Here is a 14,827-nt window from a genome sequence, read left to right as displayed (position 1 = left end):
CTGGATGTCCGAAGAGACAGGTCACGGGAAGTCGCCGACCTTGGCGCCGGGTGGGCTCGTGACTCGAGCGCCGAACACGCGGACCCGCGCACACTGCGCGGTGCCGCTGGCGGCATTCGCTGTAATATCCGGGCTGGCTCGCGTTACGGAGGGGACGCGATGGCCTCGCGCTCTCTCTCCCCTGCGCCGCGTGACCCGGAAGCCGCACGCGCGTCCGCCGTGGAGAGCGTCGGCGGGCTCGTCGAGCTGGCCCGCGGCGGCGACATGCGCGCGTGGTCGGAGCTGTACCACCGGCACTACGAGCGGATCTTCAACCGGCTGTGCTTCTACCTCGGCGAGGCGTCGGTCGCCGAGGACCTCACGCAGGAGACCTTCGCGCGCGCGGTCGTGGTGCTGCCGAGCTTCGACGGGCGCGCCGCGTTCTCGACCTGGCTGTTCGGCATCGCGCTCAACGTGGCGCGCAACTTCATCCGCGAGCGGCAGACGCAGCGCCGCGCCGAGCGACGACTCGCCGACGTCGAGGCGCTGCGCCACGGGCCGGACGTCGCCCGCATGCACCTGCAGCAGGCGCGCAAGCAGGCGCTGTACGCCGCGCTCGCCGAGCTGAGCGAGCCGCTGCGCGAGGCGTTCGTGCTGCGCGAGCTCGAGGAGCTGTCGATGGCCGAGGCGGCCGCGCGAGCGGGAGTGTCGGCGAACAACATGGCCGTGCGGGTGTTCCGCGCGCGTGAAAAAGTCCGGGAGGCGTTGATCCGCGGCGGCTGGTTGACGACACCGACGGAGGAGGCGGGTTGATGCACCTGGAAGATCCGCTCGACGGGTTCCTCGGCGACGCGCGCGAGGCGGTGCGCGCCGAGGCGGACCGCGGCGGTCGCCGGCGCGACTTCGCGGCGATGATCGCCCGGGCGCACGCGATCGACTCGCAGGGCGTGTCCCGCGAGGCGGTCGCCGAGGCGGCACGATTCGCCCCGGTGGTCGCGCTGCCGCGGCCGCGGCTCGCACCGGCCCCGGCGCGCGAGGAGGACTCGAGCCCGGCGCCGACGGCCCCGCGGCGCAGGCTCGGTTGGCTGATGGCCGCGGCCGCGGGCCTGCTGCTCGCGGGCGCGTTCGCGGGCGCTGCCACCCAGGCCCGGCGGGACGGCGCGGCGACGGCGAACGCGGCGCCGCTCGTCGCTCCGCAGCCGGATCGGCCCAGCACGACCGCGACGCCGCCCGGCGCCGGCGCACACAGACATGTCTCAAGGAACGTCTTTTTAAAGACAGGAGACGAAACATCGCCCCCCGAGTATGAAGACGGAGATGCCTCTGAGGACATGTTCTTGAAGACAGAAGACGAGCGCACCGCGCCGCCCGCCCGCGGGGAACGCGGACATGCCTCCGAAGACATGCCCGTCAGGACATGTGACGAGGACCCCGCGCCGCACCCCGCGGCTGAGCACTCTCACGATTCACAGAACATGCCCGTCAGGACATGCGATCAGCGCTCCGCGCCGCTCGCCGCGGATGATCACGTACATGCCTCAAAGGGCATGCCCAGCGAGACAGGACACGGCTCGGCGTCGCGGCGCGACGGAGCTCGCGGCGAGGCGACGCCGGAGCGCCAGGTCGCGGCAGATCGCGCGGACGAGCCGCCGCGGCGCCGCGGGGTCAGTTCCCGACGGCGCGCCGAACAGCCGCCGGCCGAGGCAGCGACCGACGAGGCCGCATGGGTCGCGCTCGATCGGGCCGCGCGCGAGGCGTGGCGGCGCGGCGACACCGAGGAGGCGCGCGCGCTGCTGTCTGCGCTCGTCCGCACCGACGCGGCGGCGAGCACGGTCGAGCTGGCGTACGGCGACCTGTTCGTGCTGACGCGCAAGGCCGGCGACCAGCAGGCGCTGGCGCGGCTGTGGCAGCGCTACCTCGCCCGCTTTCCGCGCGGTCTGTACGCCGAGGACGCGCGCGTCGGTCTGTGCCGCCGCGCGACCGGGGTCGAGGCGAGCGCGTGCTGGGACCTGTACCTCGGGACATGGCCCGAAGGCGCACACGCCGACGAGGCCCGCGCGGCTCGCGGAGGCGAGGGGCCATGAAGTTCGCCTGTAATGCCGGTGTTTGCCACCGGTACTCAGGGGCGAGCCGCCGTGAGCGCGGCCAGGAGCAGAATTAAAGATGATGTTGAATTCGATCTTTCGCGCCCTCATGGCGCTGGTGGTCTCTCACGGGCTGATCGCGTGCGACGTGATCAACATCGAGATCTCCGACGGAGACGACGACGACGACACGGCGACCGACGGCGAGCTGGATGACTCGACTTCCTCGACCAGCGCGACCACCGGTCCCGTCGAGGCCACGTCGAGCACCGGCACCGGTATCGAGACAGGACCCGGCGAAGGCACGTCGAGCACCAGCACCGGCTTCGAGACCGGCACCGGGCCCGGCGAGGCCACCTCCAGCACCAGCACCGGCACCGACACCGGCGAGGCCACCTCCAGCACCGGCACCGGCACCGACACCGGCGAGGCCACCTCCAGCACCGGCACCGGCACCGACACCGGCGAGGCCACCTCCAGCACCAGCACCGGCTTCGAGACCGGCACCGACACCGGCGAGGCCACCTCCAGCACCAGCACCGGCTTCGAGACCGGCACCGACACCGGCGAGGCCACCTCCAGCACCAGCACCGGCGTCGATACCAGCTCGAGCTCGTCGAGCGGTTGACGCATTCCTGACGCAGCACGCGTGCGGCTCGCAGTTCATGCCTCGGTCGTGTGCCTCGCGGGCTTGCTCGCGGGGACGACCGCGCGCGCGTCGATGCGGCGAGACGAGGCCCCGGCGATCGACAGGGCGGCGATCGTCGTCAGCGTGGGCGCGGGGCTCGACCCGGAGGCGCTGCACGAGGCGCTCGCGCTGCGCGAGCCGGGGATCCACATGCACGACGACGCGCAGGGCGAGCCGTCCTGTCGATCCTCGCGCCGCGATCCGGCAGACCGGCAACGAGATGGAACCGACGAGCAGCCCGGTTGCACGCTCGTTCGCATCGAGCGCGAGCCGACGGGGAGCCTGCGGATCTCCGTGCGGCTCGACGACGGACGGGTCTTTGTAAGATCCTGGTCGGCCACGCCCGCGGAGCCCGAGCGCGCCGCGGCGACCTCGCTCTCGCACCTCCTGGCGGCGATCGCCGACGGCACCGCAGAGCAGGAGCCCCCCGCGGTGGAGACGACGGTGCCCGCGTCCGCGAGTCCGACGAGCGCGCCTGAGGTGTCACCCTCGCCGGTCGCCTCGCGTCCGCTCGCCGAGCAGCCCTCGCCGCAGCCGCCGCGGTTCGAGTTCGGCCCGACGGTCGGGCTCGTGACGGCCTTCGGGGTCGGTCCACCGGTCGCCCTCGCCGGCTCGGTCGGCAGCGGCGGCCTCGTCGGCGTGGAGGTGCGCCATCGCAGCGGCTTCATCGTCGGCGTCGAAGCGCGCGGGCTCGGAGTCCGCGCCGACGAGCTCCGACTCGCGCGCCTGCGCCTGGCTGTCGCGCTCGGCCACAGCCTCCGCCGCGGGCGCTTCGAGCTGCGCACGCGCGCGGCCGTCCTCGTCGAACCGTGGTGGGTCGTCACGCGGGGCGGCGCGGCGCGCCCCCAGAGCGGCCCTCCCTTGCTGGGCGCCGCGCTCTCGCTGACGCCGGGGCTGTCGCTCCCGCTCGCGCCCGCAGTGCGCCTGGACGTCGGACTGCGCATCGAGGCGGCCGTGAGCGCACACGCGGCCGCCGGCGCCGCCGTGCAGTTGGTCGATTCGGCCGGCGCGCCGCTGTTCCGAATCGGCGGAGTCGAGCTCGCCGCGGTGGCGGAGCTCGGCGTGCGCTGGGGCCGGACGAGCCGCGCAGCCGCGGGGAAGCGGGCGCCGGCGAAATAGAAGTCGATCTCGGACTGGCGTCTTTCAGAACATGCCCGGTAGAACATGTCCATCAGGGCATGTCTTTAAAAACATGCCCGAACGGCTGTTTGGAATTAACCCCGCGGCAGCGGGTGGGCCGCCAGCCAGGCCTCGACCTCGCGGAGCAGGCGCTCGGCCTCGGGCTGGGCGCGGAAGATCGCCGCGGCCGACTCGGCGAGGCCGCGGGCGCGTATCCGGTCGCCGCCGCTGTCCCACAGCGCGCGGGCCAGCTCGTTGCGCGCGGCTCCGAGGTAGCGGGCGTCCCGCGGGCGGCGCTCGAACAGCGCGATCGCGGCCTCGAGCGGCGCGATCGCCTCGGCCGGGCGGCCCATCTCGGTCAGCGATATGCCGATGCCGGTGAGGTAGGCGCCGGTGTCGGGGTGGTCCTCGCCGAGGGTCTCGCGCTGCAGCGCCAGCGCCCACTCGAGCTGCTCCTTCGCCTCGGCCGGGCGGGCCGTGTTGATGAGCACCGACGACAGGTTGTAGGCGACCTTGGCCGCGTCGGGGTGCGGCTTCGGCTGCCTGGCGTAGATCTGCAGGGTCGTGCGATAGGCCTGCTCGGCGCGCGCCAGGTCGCCGCGCGTCGCCTCGAAGTTGGCGAGGTTGCCGAACGCCGCCGCGGTGCTGAGGTGCAGCGGCCCGTACACGCGCAGGTCGATCGCCAGGGCCCGGCGCAGCTCGGCCTCGGCGCCGGCGACGTCGCGCTGATCGAGCAGCGTCGTACCGAGGTTGTTGGCCAGGTCGGCGACGACCGGGTGGTCGGCGCCGAGGTGCTGCTCGGCCAGCGCGAGCGCGCGTCGGTACTCGGCGGCCGAGGCCTCGTGCTCGCCGAGGTCGAAGAAGCTGCGGCCGTACTGGCGCAGCGCGGTGAGCAGGCGCGGGTCGGCCGGCGGGGCGTGCTGGGCCAGCGCGGCCACGACGGCGCGCAGGCGCGTGTTCGCGGCCTGCCAGTCGCCGGAGCTGCGCTCCCCGAGCGCCGCCGCCAGCTCGAGCTCGGCGCCGAGCAGCGGGTCGTCGCCGGCGCGGGCGTAGGCGGCCCGGGCGTGGGCGACGGCGCGCCGCGCCTCCTCGGGGCGGGCCAGCTCGTCGGCCAGCAGCGCCGCCAGCCGGGTCCACGCGCGCGTCGCCGCGCGGTCGTCTCGCGCCGCCTCGGCCGCCCACAGCGACTGGTAGTAGGCCTCCTCGGCCTCGGCGCCGGCGCCCCGGCCCTGGCGCGCCTCGCCGACCACGCGCTGGGCGGCGGCGGCCAGCGCCTGCCAGCCGCGCACGCGCGCCGCCGCCCCGGCCGCCCCGGCGTCGGTCTCGGCGACGGCGAACCGCCCGGCCTGCACGAGCGCCGCCGCGCGGTCGACCTCGGCGCGGCCGCGGCGGGCCTCGTCGTCGTCGCCCTCGCCGTCGCGCAGCAGCGCCGCCGGGTCGCGGCAGGTCGCCGGCTCCGGCAATTCGTGGGCGATGGCGACCGCCGCCTCGACCACGTCGCGCTCGCCGGTCTGCAGCAGGCGCACGCGCTCGCGCAGGGCCGCGCGCCGCTCGTCGAGGCAGGCCGTCCGCCGCGCCAGCTCGACCTCCGTCTGGTGGCCGTACACCCGGGTCGCCTCGCACGCCGCCCGGCGCTCGTCGTGCCAGCGCGCCGCCCAGGCGTCGAGGGCGCTCACCGCCGTCCCGGCCACCGTCGCCGCGAACGGCAAGCCGCTGGCGGCAAAGCCCTGCCGCAGCGCCCGCGCGGCCTCGCGGTCCCACACGCCGTCCAGCAGCGACGGGTCGTCGCGGCACAGCTGCGGCGGCGGCGAGCGGCCGCCGCCCAGCAGCACCACCAGCGCGGCCGCCACGACCAGGCCCGCGGCCGCCAGCAGCGTGCCGCGGCGGCCGCGGTGCAGCCGGCGCTCGCACGCGTCGATCAGCGCCTGCATCCCCGACAAGCGCGCCTGCGGGGCGTCGGCCAGGCCGCGCAGCAGCAGCTGCCGCAGCCACCGGGGGAACGCCCGCCCGCCGCTCGCCGCCGGCGCGGGCTCGGCGGCCGGCGGGCCGCGCCAGGTGGTCTCCGGCAGGCGGTACGGCGCGCCCGCCAGCGCCTCCCACAGCGCGGCGCAGAAGCTGTACTGGTCGGAGCGGGCGTCGACCGCCGCGCCGCGCCACTGCTCCGGGGCCATGTACGCCGGCGTGCCGACCAGCGCGCCGGTGGCCGTCAGCGAGGCCGAGGCCAGCGACGCCGGCTCGCCCGCGCTCGCCTCGCTCGGCGCGACCGCGAGGCCGAAGTCGACCACCCGCACGCGCCCGTCGGGCCCGACCAGCGCGTTGCCGGGCTTGAAGTCGCGGTGCACCACCCCGGCCGCGTGGGCGTGCGCGAGGCCGCGGGCGGCCTGCAGGTACATGTCGAGGATCGCCCGCCACGGCCGCGCCGCCTCGGTCTGCCAGCGCGCCAGCGTCGGCCCCGGCACGAATTCCATGGCGATGAACACCTCGCCGTCCGACTCGCCGACGTCGTAGATCGGCACGACGTTGGGGTGGGAGATCCGCGCCAGCACCCGCGCCTCGCGGGCCAGCCGCTCGCGCAGGTTGGTCGCGCCGGCCTGCGGCCGCACCAGCTTGAGCGCGACCCTGCGGTCGAGCTCGGGGTCGTAGGCGGTGTAGACCACGCCCATGCCGCCCGCGCCGCGCACGTCGAGCACGAGGTAGCGGCCGCACGTCGAGCCGCGCGCGCGCAGGCGCGGCCCCGCCGGCCCGGGCTCGTCCGCGCCGGCCGGCATCGCCACGCGAGCGAGCGCCGCGAGGGCCTCCCGGCACGCCGCGCAGGCGTCGAGGTGAGCCTCGAATGCGCTCGACGCCGCGACATCGAGCGCGCCCTCGGTGTAGGCCACGAACGTGCTGTCGTCGGGGCAATCCACGTCGGCCGGCGCTTATACCCCGCCGCCCCGACGCCGTGTAGCATCCGCCTCCCATGTCCGGGCCTCTCGACCTGCTGACGGCGCGCTGGAGCGAAATTCCGCCGCCGCTGCGCGAGCAGACCGACGCGGCCGCGCTGGCCCACGCGTGGCAGACGATCGCCGAGGCATGGCCGGAATTCGCCGACGACCCGCCCGCGTTCTTCGCCCGCGTCGCCCCGCGCCTGGCCCCGCAGGCCGAGGTCGCGGCGATCGTGTGGCCCGACCTCGCGCTCGCCGACGCCTGCCTGCGCGCGCTGCCCGGCGCGCTGGCGGCCTTCGAGGCGGCCCACGGCGACGCCCTCGACGCCGCGCTCGGGGCCGTCGGCGTCGGCGCCGACGAGCGGGCCGAGGCGCGCCAGCGGCTGCGGCTGCGCCTGCTGGTCCGGGAGACAGGTGAAGCGCCGCGCCTCGCCAGCTACTCCGGCCGCGGCCCGCTGCGCGCGTGGCTGCGGGTGGCCACCGTGCGCGAGGCGCTGATGCTGGTCCGCTCGGCCCGCCGCCGCGCGGCCCACGAGATCGACGACGACGGCGAGCTGCTCGAGCAGGCCGCCGTCGCCGAGGACCCGGAGATCTGGCTGCTGCGCGAGCGCTGCCGCGAGGAGCTGCGCGCGGCCCTGCAGGCCGCCGTGGCCGCGCTCGACAGCCGTGAGCGCACCCTGCTGCGCCTGTCGCTGCGCGACCGCCTCACCGTCGACCAGCTCGGCGCGCTGTTCCGCGTCCACCGCTCGACCGCGGCCCGCTGGCTCAAGGCGCTGCAGGCCAAGCTGCACGCCAGCACCCGCGCCGAGCTGGCCCGCGCCCTCAACCTCGAAGGCGCCGAGATCGAGTCGCTGATCCGCGCGATCGGCAGCCGCATCGACATGAGCCTCGCCGGCTCGCTCGAGCCGCCGACGCAGTGAGCGCCTGACGACATGTCCTCAAGGACATGCCGGTCCTGCGCCCCGGCTCGCGCGCGACCTGTCCCGCGAGACACCTCGATCGCAGCCCGGCGTCCGGGCTCGCTCCAGCGCGCCTGCGACCTGCCCCCGCGCGCTCCCGGATGTGAGCTCGCACAAGCGAACGGGTCCGCGACGCGGCGCGACAGCGCCGATCGGCCGGCATCTGTCCGGTGAAGCGAAATCCAGGAGAACCAATGTCGATCGAGAAGAAGTTGTCTGCCCTGCTCGCCACCCTCCTTTTCTCGTTCGCGGCCCCGATCGGCTGCGGCAAGGACGAGGCGTCCGTCTGCGACGAGGGCGAGACCCAGGCCTGCGCCTGCACCAACGGCAAGATGGGCGCGCAAGCGTGCGAGGACGGCGAATGGGGCGAGTGCTCGTGCGACGGCGGCGACCCCAGCGGCGGCGACCCCACGGGCGGCCCCACCAGCGACCCCACGACCAATCCCACCACCGACCCCACCACCGACCCCACCGGCGACGACACCGGCGACGAGTCCAGCGTGGGCAACCCCTGCACCGTCCCGGGGGACTGCGCCGGCGGCACGATCTGCGTGGTCCAGAACGGCGACGACGTCCAGGGCATCTGCACCGTCGTCTGCAGCGACTGGACCGACTGCTCGTCGTCGAAGATCGGCCAGTCGTTCTGGGAATGCTGCGACCTGTCCAACGGCAGCTTCGCCTGCGCCCCCGACACCTGGGAGTGCGACGAGTAATTGATCAGGGGAATGTGCCGCGATCGCGGCCCCGAGACCCGGCTGGCGCTGCGGCGCCAGCCGGCGCCTCGACGGTGCCGACGCATTCACGGCACCCGGCAGCTGCGGGGCGTCGAGGCCGACTCCCCGGCGCGGCCGCTAATTGTCGAGGTGCAGGTGGATCTTCTCGAGCGCCACCTTCAGCGCCTTCTCCTTGGCCGCCTCGTTGCCCGCGGGCGTGCCGCCGTCGGCCTTGCCGCCGGCGCTGTCGAAGCTGTGGCCGGCGTCGGGGTACACGGTGATGTCGTAGAGGTTCTCGACGTTCATCTTGGTCGCGACCTGGCCGGCCTGGATCTGGCGCGAACCGGTGCCGTACTCGGTGCTGCAGTGCTCGACCAGCGGGTCGTCGCTGGCGTGGAGCACGAACAGGGGGGCGGTCGCCAGGTACTTGTTCTCGACGGCGGCGCTGTTGCTGGTCGACAGCGGCACCGTGCCGTCGAAGCCGCAGCCCGGATAGTAGGCGATCCCGACCTTGAATTCGGGCCGCCCGGGCTTGATGTCGGGGATCTCGATGTCGACGGTGCCGGCCTTGTTCTCGCGGAAGTACTGCAGCGCGTGCTCGACCTGCCAGTGCAGCCCGAGCATCGTCATCGTCCCGCCCTGCGAGAAGCCGAGCAGGCCCATGCGGTCGCAGTCGACCTCGGGGAGGTCGCACAGGTAGCGCGACGCGGCGTCGAGGTCGTAGATCCGCCCGAGGATCTGCTCGGTGTTGGCGTCGAAGGTCTTGGGCATCTTGTCGGCCTGGGAGTGCTTGTCGCAGAAGCCGCGGGCCGAGTAGCTCGACGGCAGCAGCACCGGGTAGCCGAGCTCGGCCAGGCGCGTCGACCAGGTGGCGAACTGCGACTCCATCTGGTCGCTGCACGGCCCGTTGTTGCTCTTGCCGTCCTTCAGCAGGCCGCCGGAGCCGTGCAGCACCATCATCGCCGGCCGCGGGCCCACCGGCTTCGACCACACCGGGCGCACCAGCTTGGCCGGAATCTTCAGCCCTTGCGCGTGCAACGACGCCGGGATCGTCACATCGAGGGTCTCAACCCCCAGGATCTCCGCGTCGGGATCGAGCCCCCCGCCGCCGCCATTGTCAGCACCACCGTCCGAGTCCGCGATCGGGAAATTCGGCCAATTCTTGCTCTCCTGCTCGTCGGGGGCATACGTCTCGTTGACACATCCGACAGCGAGCACAGCCACGCACATCGTCGACTTCGCCAGGGTTCTTGCGAGAATCATCGAGACACCTCCGAGGCCGACGATCTCGTCCCATCAACAATCCGTCAATGATGCGTGTCCTCCGCGCTCGCAATTGCGCGCGCGGCGGTGATTGCACATATGCCCTTCGAGACATGTCCTACCAGGCAGGTCACGAAGGACCCACGAGGCGTGAGTGATGTCTCCAGGTACATGCGCGGCGGCGGTCGGCGCGCTGGCCCCGACGCAGTCTGCGGAAGAGGTCACCCAGCCTGCCGCAAGAACGTGACTTTTTTCAACGGGGCAGCCTCATCCGTCAGCGCTCTGATCTTGGAACGGCGGCCATCCCGCCGACAGACTTCTCCGTTGTTCGGCGCCCGACGGCCCTCGTGGCGCTCCCAGGCGCCCACAGCGCCCGATGTGACGTCCAGCGCTTCGAGGCGTACGAGATCTGCCCTGTCATCTTCAACCCAGGCGCGGCCCCCCGCGACTTGACAGCCTTCGCGGCGCGGTCGGCCGCCTCACGGGCGCTACCGAGCGCGCGCGCCGGCGCGTGGCGAGGACGCGCGAGCGGTCTGCGCTCTTGGTCCTCACATTTGCCGGCGGCATTGTCTCGGAAGCCATATGAACATAGCTCCGGGGGCGTGCCGCCCCGACGCGAGTTCGCCGAGTCCCGCGAGTGAAGGACAGTAGCGATTCGTGCCCCGGCTGCGGCGCTCGCCGCCATCTCGCGTCGAGCTCACCACACACGACCGGCGGCGCATCGACGCCGCCGTGTTCGTGTTCTTTTAAAGGAGGCAGGTTCTCAGCCGAACAGCGGCAGCATGTCGGTGATGATGCCGAACTTCTTGGCGGCCGCGCTCTCGCTGAGGCCGGCCATCTCGCGCAGGGCGACGTGGACGTGGGGGGCGGTGATGACGATGCCGTCGTCGGACTCGTCGAGCTCGAGCGTGTCGGGGTCGACGCCGATCGGCAGCTGCTCGAGCTCGGTGGTCCCGCCGATGACGCGGCCGCCGCCGCCGAGCAGGCCCGGGTTGCCGCTCAGGAACATGGCCGAAGAGACAGGCCAGTGGTCCTTGCCGGACCCGGCGTCCATGCCGTTGTAGCCCTTGCCGCGGCCGAAGTCGGAGCCGACCATGACGATCAGGTTGGAGTCGAGGCCGGCGGCGGCGGCCTGGCTCATCACGTAGTCGATGCCCCACAGCAGCTTGGCCAGCTGGCGCACCTGCACGGTGTCGTGATTGGCGTGGGTGTCGAAGCCGCCGAGCTCGAGGTTGACGCCGACGGCCAGGCCGGCCGAGAACGCCGCCATCGCCAGCTGCGTCTGCTGGGCCATGCGCTCGAGGTCCCCCATCTCGTTCGGCAGGTCGATCAGCGCGTCGGGCAGCGCCACCGAGGCGAGCGCGTCGAGGTTGCCGCGCGCGAGGTACAGCTCACCGGCGGCGCGCTCGATCTTCGGCAGGTTCTGCTTGGCCTTGAACGCCGCCAGCCGCTCCTGCTGGGCCGCGGCCACCCGCGCGAACGTGTCGGCGTGCATGTACGTCGACGTGCTGTTGGGGTCGGCCGGGTTGGTGCGGTTGGGCTCGGCCAGCTTGCGGAACGAGCCGACCGAGTTGAGGCGCGTGACCGGGATCAGGTTGCCGGTGCCCGAGTAGCCGCCGCCGGAGATGAACGCGAGCGGGTGCTCGGGCGCCCGCTCGGCGGCCACCAGCGCGGCGAAGTTGGGGTACCCGCCGTCGTGGCGGCCCGACCAGATCGTCACCACGCCGCGGTCGTGGTTGTTGGTCTGCATGTTGAGGCCGTTGATCACGACCAGCTTGCTGGCGTACTTGGCGAAGAAGTCGGCGTTCTTCATCAAGTACTGCGGCGACAGCGGGTCGGTCACCAGGTTGGCCGGGAGCTGGATGTCGGCGTAGTGGATGTCGCCGACGGCCGTGGGGTCGACCGGGTCGTAGTCGTAGAGCCGGTTGAAGGTGCCCTTGGGCTTGGGGTCGCACAGGTACACCGGGTCCCAGCCGCCGCGCGCGCTGATCATGACGTAGAACGGCCCCTTGTAGGGCGGCAGGGCGGCGCGGGCGTGACGGGGCAGGGCGACGGCGAGCCCGGTCCCGGCGGCGATCTTGAGGAAGCTGCGGCGATGCATGGTCGTAGTCTCCGATCTCGCTGGGTGGGCTCACTCGTACAGGAAGGCGAAGTCCGACAGCAGGTAGGCGACGACGGCCTGCCAGGCGCGGATGGTGTAGAGCTCGTCCTGGGTGAGCTTCTGCTCGTCCGGCAGGGCGACGCCGGTGTTGGGGTCCTTGGTCGCGCCGCACGGGCCGAGGCCGGTGCCCTCGAGGTCGTCGGCGATGTTCTGCGCGCCGGCCAGCCAGACCTCGCGGTACAGCTCGTAGGTGCGCTCGAGCTCGGGGTCGTCGCTCGCCAGCACCTCGCCGAGGATCCGCTCGTGCAGGTACTGGATGTTGGCCTTGATCTCGGCCGCCTTGAAGTCGGGCGTGTCGGCCGGCTCGACCAGCGGGAACAGCAGGCGCGCGTCGGCCGGCTTGCTGAAGTCGAACGCGGTCGCGTTGCACGACACCTCGGCCGCCATGCGCTGGGCCACGCTCGCCATCAGCTGGTTGATCGACGACAGCCGCTGGACGATGTTGTTGGAGTCGATGCCGCCGTAGAGCAGCTTGAACTCGCCGTTCAGCAGGTCGCCGGTGCCGCCCCAGCGGACCCCGGTGGTGGCGATGACCTTGCGCGCCAGCAGCTCGGGCGTCGACAGCCGGCCGGTGCCGACGTGCGCGAGCTCGGCCTTGTGCGCCTCGCTCGGCTCGTTGGCGACCTGCACCCCGCGGTAGTACGGGCTCAGGATCAGCTTGACGATGATCGCCTTGAGGTTGTGATTGTCGGCCACGAACGCGGCCGCGACCGCGCGCATGAAGGCGTCCTGGGTCTGCCACGCCGCCAGCTGCTGCTGGTAGTCGGGCGCCTGCGCGTTGGTCGGGTAGCGCGCCGGCTCCTCGCCGGTCAGCGCCTGGTACATCTTGTAGGTGGCCGACAGGCTGAAGCGCGGGTCGGCCACGACCTTCTGCGCCAGCCACTGCACGCCGGTCGCCGCCAGGTCGGTCGGCATCAGCTCGAACTGGTAGCCGGGCGCGAACATCTCGGGGAACCACACCGGCTTCTCGAGCAGGAACTCCTGGTTGTTGCGGTCGAACATCTGGAACGCCCCGGCGATCGGGTCGATCGTGATGTGACACTGGGCGCAGGTCGGGTCGTCGCGCGTCGGGTTGGCGAACGCCGCCCCGGCGTCGGGGTCGATCGCCTGGCTGGCCAGCGCGAGCACGTCGGTGGCCAGGAACTGGTCGTAGACCTTGCGCGCGCGGTGGCGGTTGCGGTTGGTCGGCGTGGTCGGGAAGCGGTTCAACCACATCGGCGAGGTCAGCACGCCGGCGTGCGGATAGGTCATCTCCTTGCCGTTGCGCGTGACCTTGAGGACGCCGGGCTGCAGCTCGGTCGGGTCGCTCGGGTCCTCGAACTCCGCGGCCACGCCGTAGAGGAAGGCCGAGTCGGGCGTGAACACGGTGTAGTCGGCCGTCAGGACCTCGGTGAACGGGCGGTCGTTGCGGACGATGTACGTGATCAGGTCGAGCGGCTCGCGGGCGACCGCGCGGTAGATCCGCTGCTTCTGGTCGTCCGGCATCGGGTTCTCCTTGTCGAAGTACTTGGCGACGTTCGGCCAGTCCGGGTTGCCGGAGTTGATCGCGTTGAGCGAGCCGCCGCCGTAGTACATGTCGGTCAAGAAGGTGTCGTTGAGGATCTCGGTGAGGCGCGCGTAGAAGGCGTCCTCCGTCATCATGTCCTCGAGGACATCCACCAGCGCGGCCTCGCCGTCGGCCTCGACCGCGGCGACCTCGTCGTCCGCCGGCAGGCGGCCGACCAGGTGCAGCGCGGCCTTGCGCAGGGTCTGCACCTCGTCGAGCATGACGACGTCGGGGAAGCTCTCGTCGGCGCTCGGCGGCGGACACTCGATCGGGTCCTCGAGCTGCTCGAGCAGCGCCTGGATGTTCTTATAGAGCTCGCTCTCGGGCGGCAGCACGGCGCCGCCGCCGTGCTCGACGACGCCGCTCGGCTTGGCGAGGATCAGCGGCGTGTCCTCGAACTCGTAGCCGGCCAGGCTCTCGATGTTGGCCAGGTTGGCCTCGATGAAGCCGGGGTACACGGGCGTGAGCAGGCGGAACTTGGCGCCCTTGGCCGCGGCCGAGCCGGTCGGCTCGTGACACTGCACGCACAGCGTGCCCATGCCCTTGGACCACACCTTGTCGGCGAAGAAGTCGCGCGTCGAGTAGCAGTCGCCCGGCTCGCCGGTGGTGCCCTCGCTGCCGGCGCTGGTCGGCCCGTCGGTGGTCGGCGTGTCGCCGGCGCTGCCGGTCGTGCCGGTCTCCGCCCCGCTCGTCTTGGACCCCTCGGTGTCGACCTGCGCGTCGGGGTCCTGACACCCTGCCGCGAAGAGAGCTGCCCCGAGAGGCAGGTAGACCATTCGTCGGCTCAGCCGCGTGTTCTCGACCATCGCGTACGCCCCCCTCACCCGTGCGCGGCAAGGTAGCCCGCGGCGGCCGCCGGAGACAATCAGGAGCGGCGACGACGGCGGATGCAGGCGGGCCTGCGCCGCCACGATCGCGCATCGACGGCGCCGCACTCGCGACGGGGGTCCGGGTCACGCCGACGCGACGCCGGGCGAGCGCGCAGGCGTGGAGCGGCGCCGCGTGGTCGCCCGACCCCGGGCCAACGATCGCCGGGCAAGGTGCACCGATCTCCGTGATGTCGCCCTCGCGCCACACACGGGGGCGCGCGGGCGAATGCATGGATGTTTTTAAAGACATGTCACGGCATTCCGCGGGGCGCAGGCCGTGATCTCCGGAGCGCGGCGAGCCTGTCCGGGCAGCCCGATCGCCGCCGGACGGACGCCGCGGCGCGCCGGAACGGGGCGACGCGCCCGGCCGCCTGGAATGGGGACAGCAGCGTGACAATTTCGCGCGCGGCGCCGAAGCGCTCCGCCGGCCTGCGGGCCGCGGCCAGGTTCGCCGCTCGCTCCACTCGGGCCGCGTCGCCGAACCGCATGCTCGCTGCTGGGCTGTCGACGACCCGCGATCGT

Annotated in this window: 10 protein-coding genes; 6 read left to right on the top strand and 4 right to left on the bottom strand. The window is 72.8% G+C overall.

Features of this window, described 5'->3' with window-relative positions:
- Positions 1-219: 219 nt before the first annotated feature.
- The 4 genes from K7C98_RS04575 to K7C98_RS04560 all read left to right on the top strand — a co-directional run bounded on the left by K7C98_RS04575 (position 220) and on the right by K7C98_RS04560 (position 3,870).
- Positions 220-792 carry an RNA polymerase sigma factor gene (locus K7C98_RS04575; protein WP_224190270.1) on the top strand — a complete coding sequence of 191 codons (573 nt, stop codon included), beginning with the start codon at positions 220-222 and terminating at the stop codon, positions 790-792.
- Complete coding sequence (locus K7C98_RS04570) at positions 792-2,063, top strand: hypothetical protein (RefSeq protein ID WP_224190269.1); 1,272 nt, start codon at positions 792-794, stop codon at positions 2,061-2,063. Before K7C98_RS04575 ends, K7C98_RS04570 begins: the two co-directional genes overlap by 1 nt.
- 82 nt (positions 2,064-2,145) lie before the next feature.
- Positions 2,146-2,691 (top strand): hypothetical protein, encoded by a 546-nt coding sequence (locus K7C98_RS04565; protein WP_224190268.1) that lies wholly within the window; start codon positions 2,146-2,148, stop codon positions 2,689-2,691.
- Positions 2,692-2,712: 21 nt separating this feature from the next.
- Positions 2,713-3,870, top strand: coding sequence for a hypothetical protein (locus K7C98_RS04560; protein ID WP_224190267.1), 1,158 nt, complete (start codon positions 2,713-2,715; stop codon positions 3,868-3,870).
- 95 nt (positions 3,871-3,965) lie between these two features.
- Here the strand turns inward: K7C98_RS04560 and K7C98_RS04555 are convergent, their stop codons facing one another.
- On the bottom strand, positions 3,966-6,776 hold the full coding sequence (locus K7C98_RS04555) for a protein kinase domain-containing protein (protein ID WP_224190266.1): 2,811 nt from the start codon (positions 6,774-6,776) through the stop codon (positions 3,966-3,968).
- Between the two features lie 53 nt (positions 6,777-6,829).
- Here K7C98_RS04555 and K7C98_RS04550 point away from each other — a divergent pair, with 53 nt between their 5' ends.
- Both K7C98_RS04550 and K7C98_RS04545 read left to right on the top strand, forming a co-directional pair.
- Entirely contained in the window at positions 6,830-7,714 is an 885-nt protein-coding gene (locus tag K7C98_RS04550; RefSeq protein WP_224190265.1) for a sigma-70 family RNA polymerase sigma factor, read from the top strand.
- Positions 7,715-7,947: 233 nt separating this feature from the next.
- Positions 7,948-8,466 carry a hypothetical protein gene (locus K7C98_RS04545; RefSeq protein ID WP_224190264.1) on the top strand — a complete coding sequence of 173 codons (519 nt, stop codon included), beginning with the start codon at positions 7,948-7,950 and terminating at the stop codon, positions 8,464-8,466.
- A 138-nt stretch (positions 8,467-8,604) separates the two neighbouring features.
- On the opposite strand, the gene K7C98_RS04540 is transcribed toward K7C98_RS04545, so the two are convergent.
- The 3 genes from K7C98_RS04540 to K7C98_RS04530 form a co-directional block, all read right to left on the bottom strand.
- Positions 8,605-9,729, bottom strand: coding sequence for a dienelactone hydrolase family protein (locus K7C98_RS04540; protein WP_224190263.1), 1,125 nt, complete (start codon positions 9,727-9,729; stop codon positions 8,605-8,607).
- Positions 9,730-10,492: 763 nt separating this feature from the next.
- On the bottom strand, positions 10,493-11,830 hold the full coding sequence (locus K7C98_RS04535) for a DUF1501 domain-containing protein (protein ID WP_224190262.1): 1,338 nt from the start codon (positions 11,828-11,830) through the stop codon (positions 10,493-10,495).
- A 30-nt stretch (positions 11,831-11,860) separates the two neighbouring features.
- The gene (locus K7C98_RS04530) at positions 11,861-14,212 is read right to left on the bottom strand and encodes a DUF1588 domain-containing protein (protein WP_224190261.1); all 2,352 of its coding nucleotides are present in this window, start codon (positions 14,210-14,212) and stop codon (positions 11,861-11,863) included.
- Between the last annotated feature and the right edge of the window lie 615 nt (positions 14,213-14,827).

This window comes from Nannocystis pusilla (assembly GCF_020073745.1).
GTDB lineage: Bacteria > Myxococcota_A > Polyangia > Nannocystales > Nannocystaceae > Nannocystis > Nannocystis radixulma.
This window is presented reverse-complemented; position numbering and strand designations above follow the sequence as displayed.

Excerpts from the sequence above, each read along its gene's own strand:
- K7C98_RS04570 (WP_224190269.1), top strand. The coding sequence starts at position 792 with ATGCACCTGGAAGATCCGCTCGACGGGTTCCTCGGCGACGCGCGCGAG.
- K7C98_RS04565 (WP_224190268.1), top strand. The coding sequence starts at position 2,146 with ATGTTGAATTCGATCTTTCGCGCCCTCATGGCGCTGGTGGTCTCTCAC.
- K7C98_RS04550 (WP_224190265.1), top strand. The coding sequence starts at position 6,830 with ATGTCCGGGCCTCTCGACCTGCTGACGGCGCGCTGGAGCGAAATTCCG.
- K7C98_RS04545 (WP_224190264.1), top strand. The coding sequence starts at position 7,948 with ATGTCGATCGAGAAGAAGTTGTCTGCCCTGCTCGCCACCCTCCTTTTC.
- K7C98_RS04540 (WP_224190263.1), bottom strand. The coding sequence starts at position 9,729 with ATGATTCTCGCAAGAACCCTGGCGAAGTCGACGATGTGCGTGGCTGTG.
- K7C98_RS04535 (WP_224190262.1), bottom strand. The coding sequence starts at position 11,830 with ATGCATCGCCGCAGCTTCCTCAAGATCGCCGCCGGGACCGGGCTCGCC.
- K7C98_RS04530 (WP_224190261.1), bottom strand. The coding sequence starts at position 14,212 with ATGGTCTACCTGCCTCTCGGGGCAGCTCTCTTCGCGGCAGGGTGTCAG.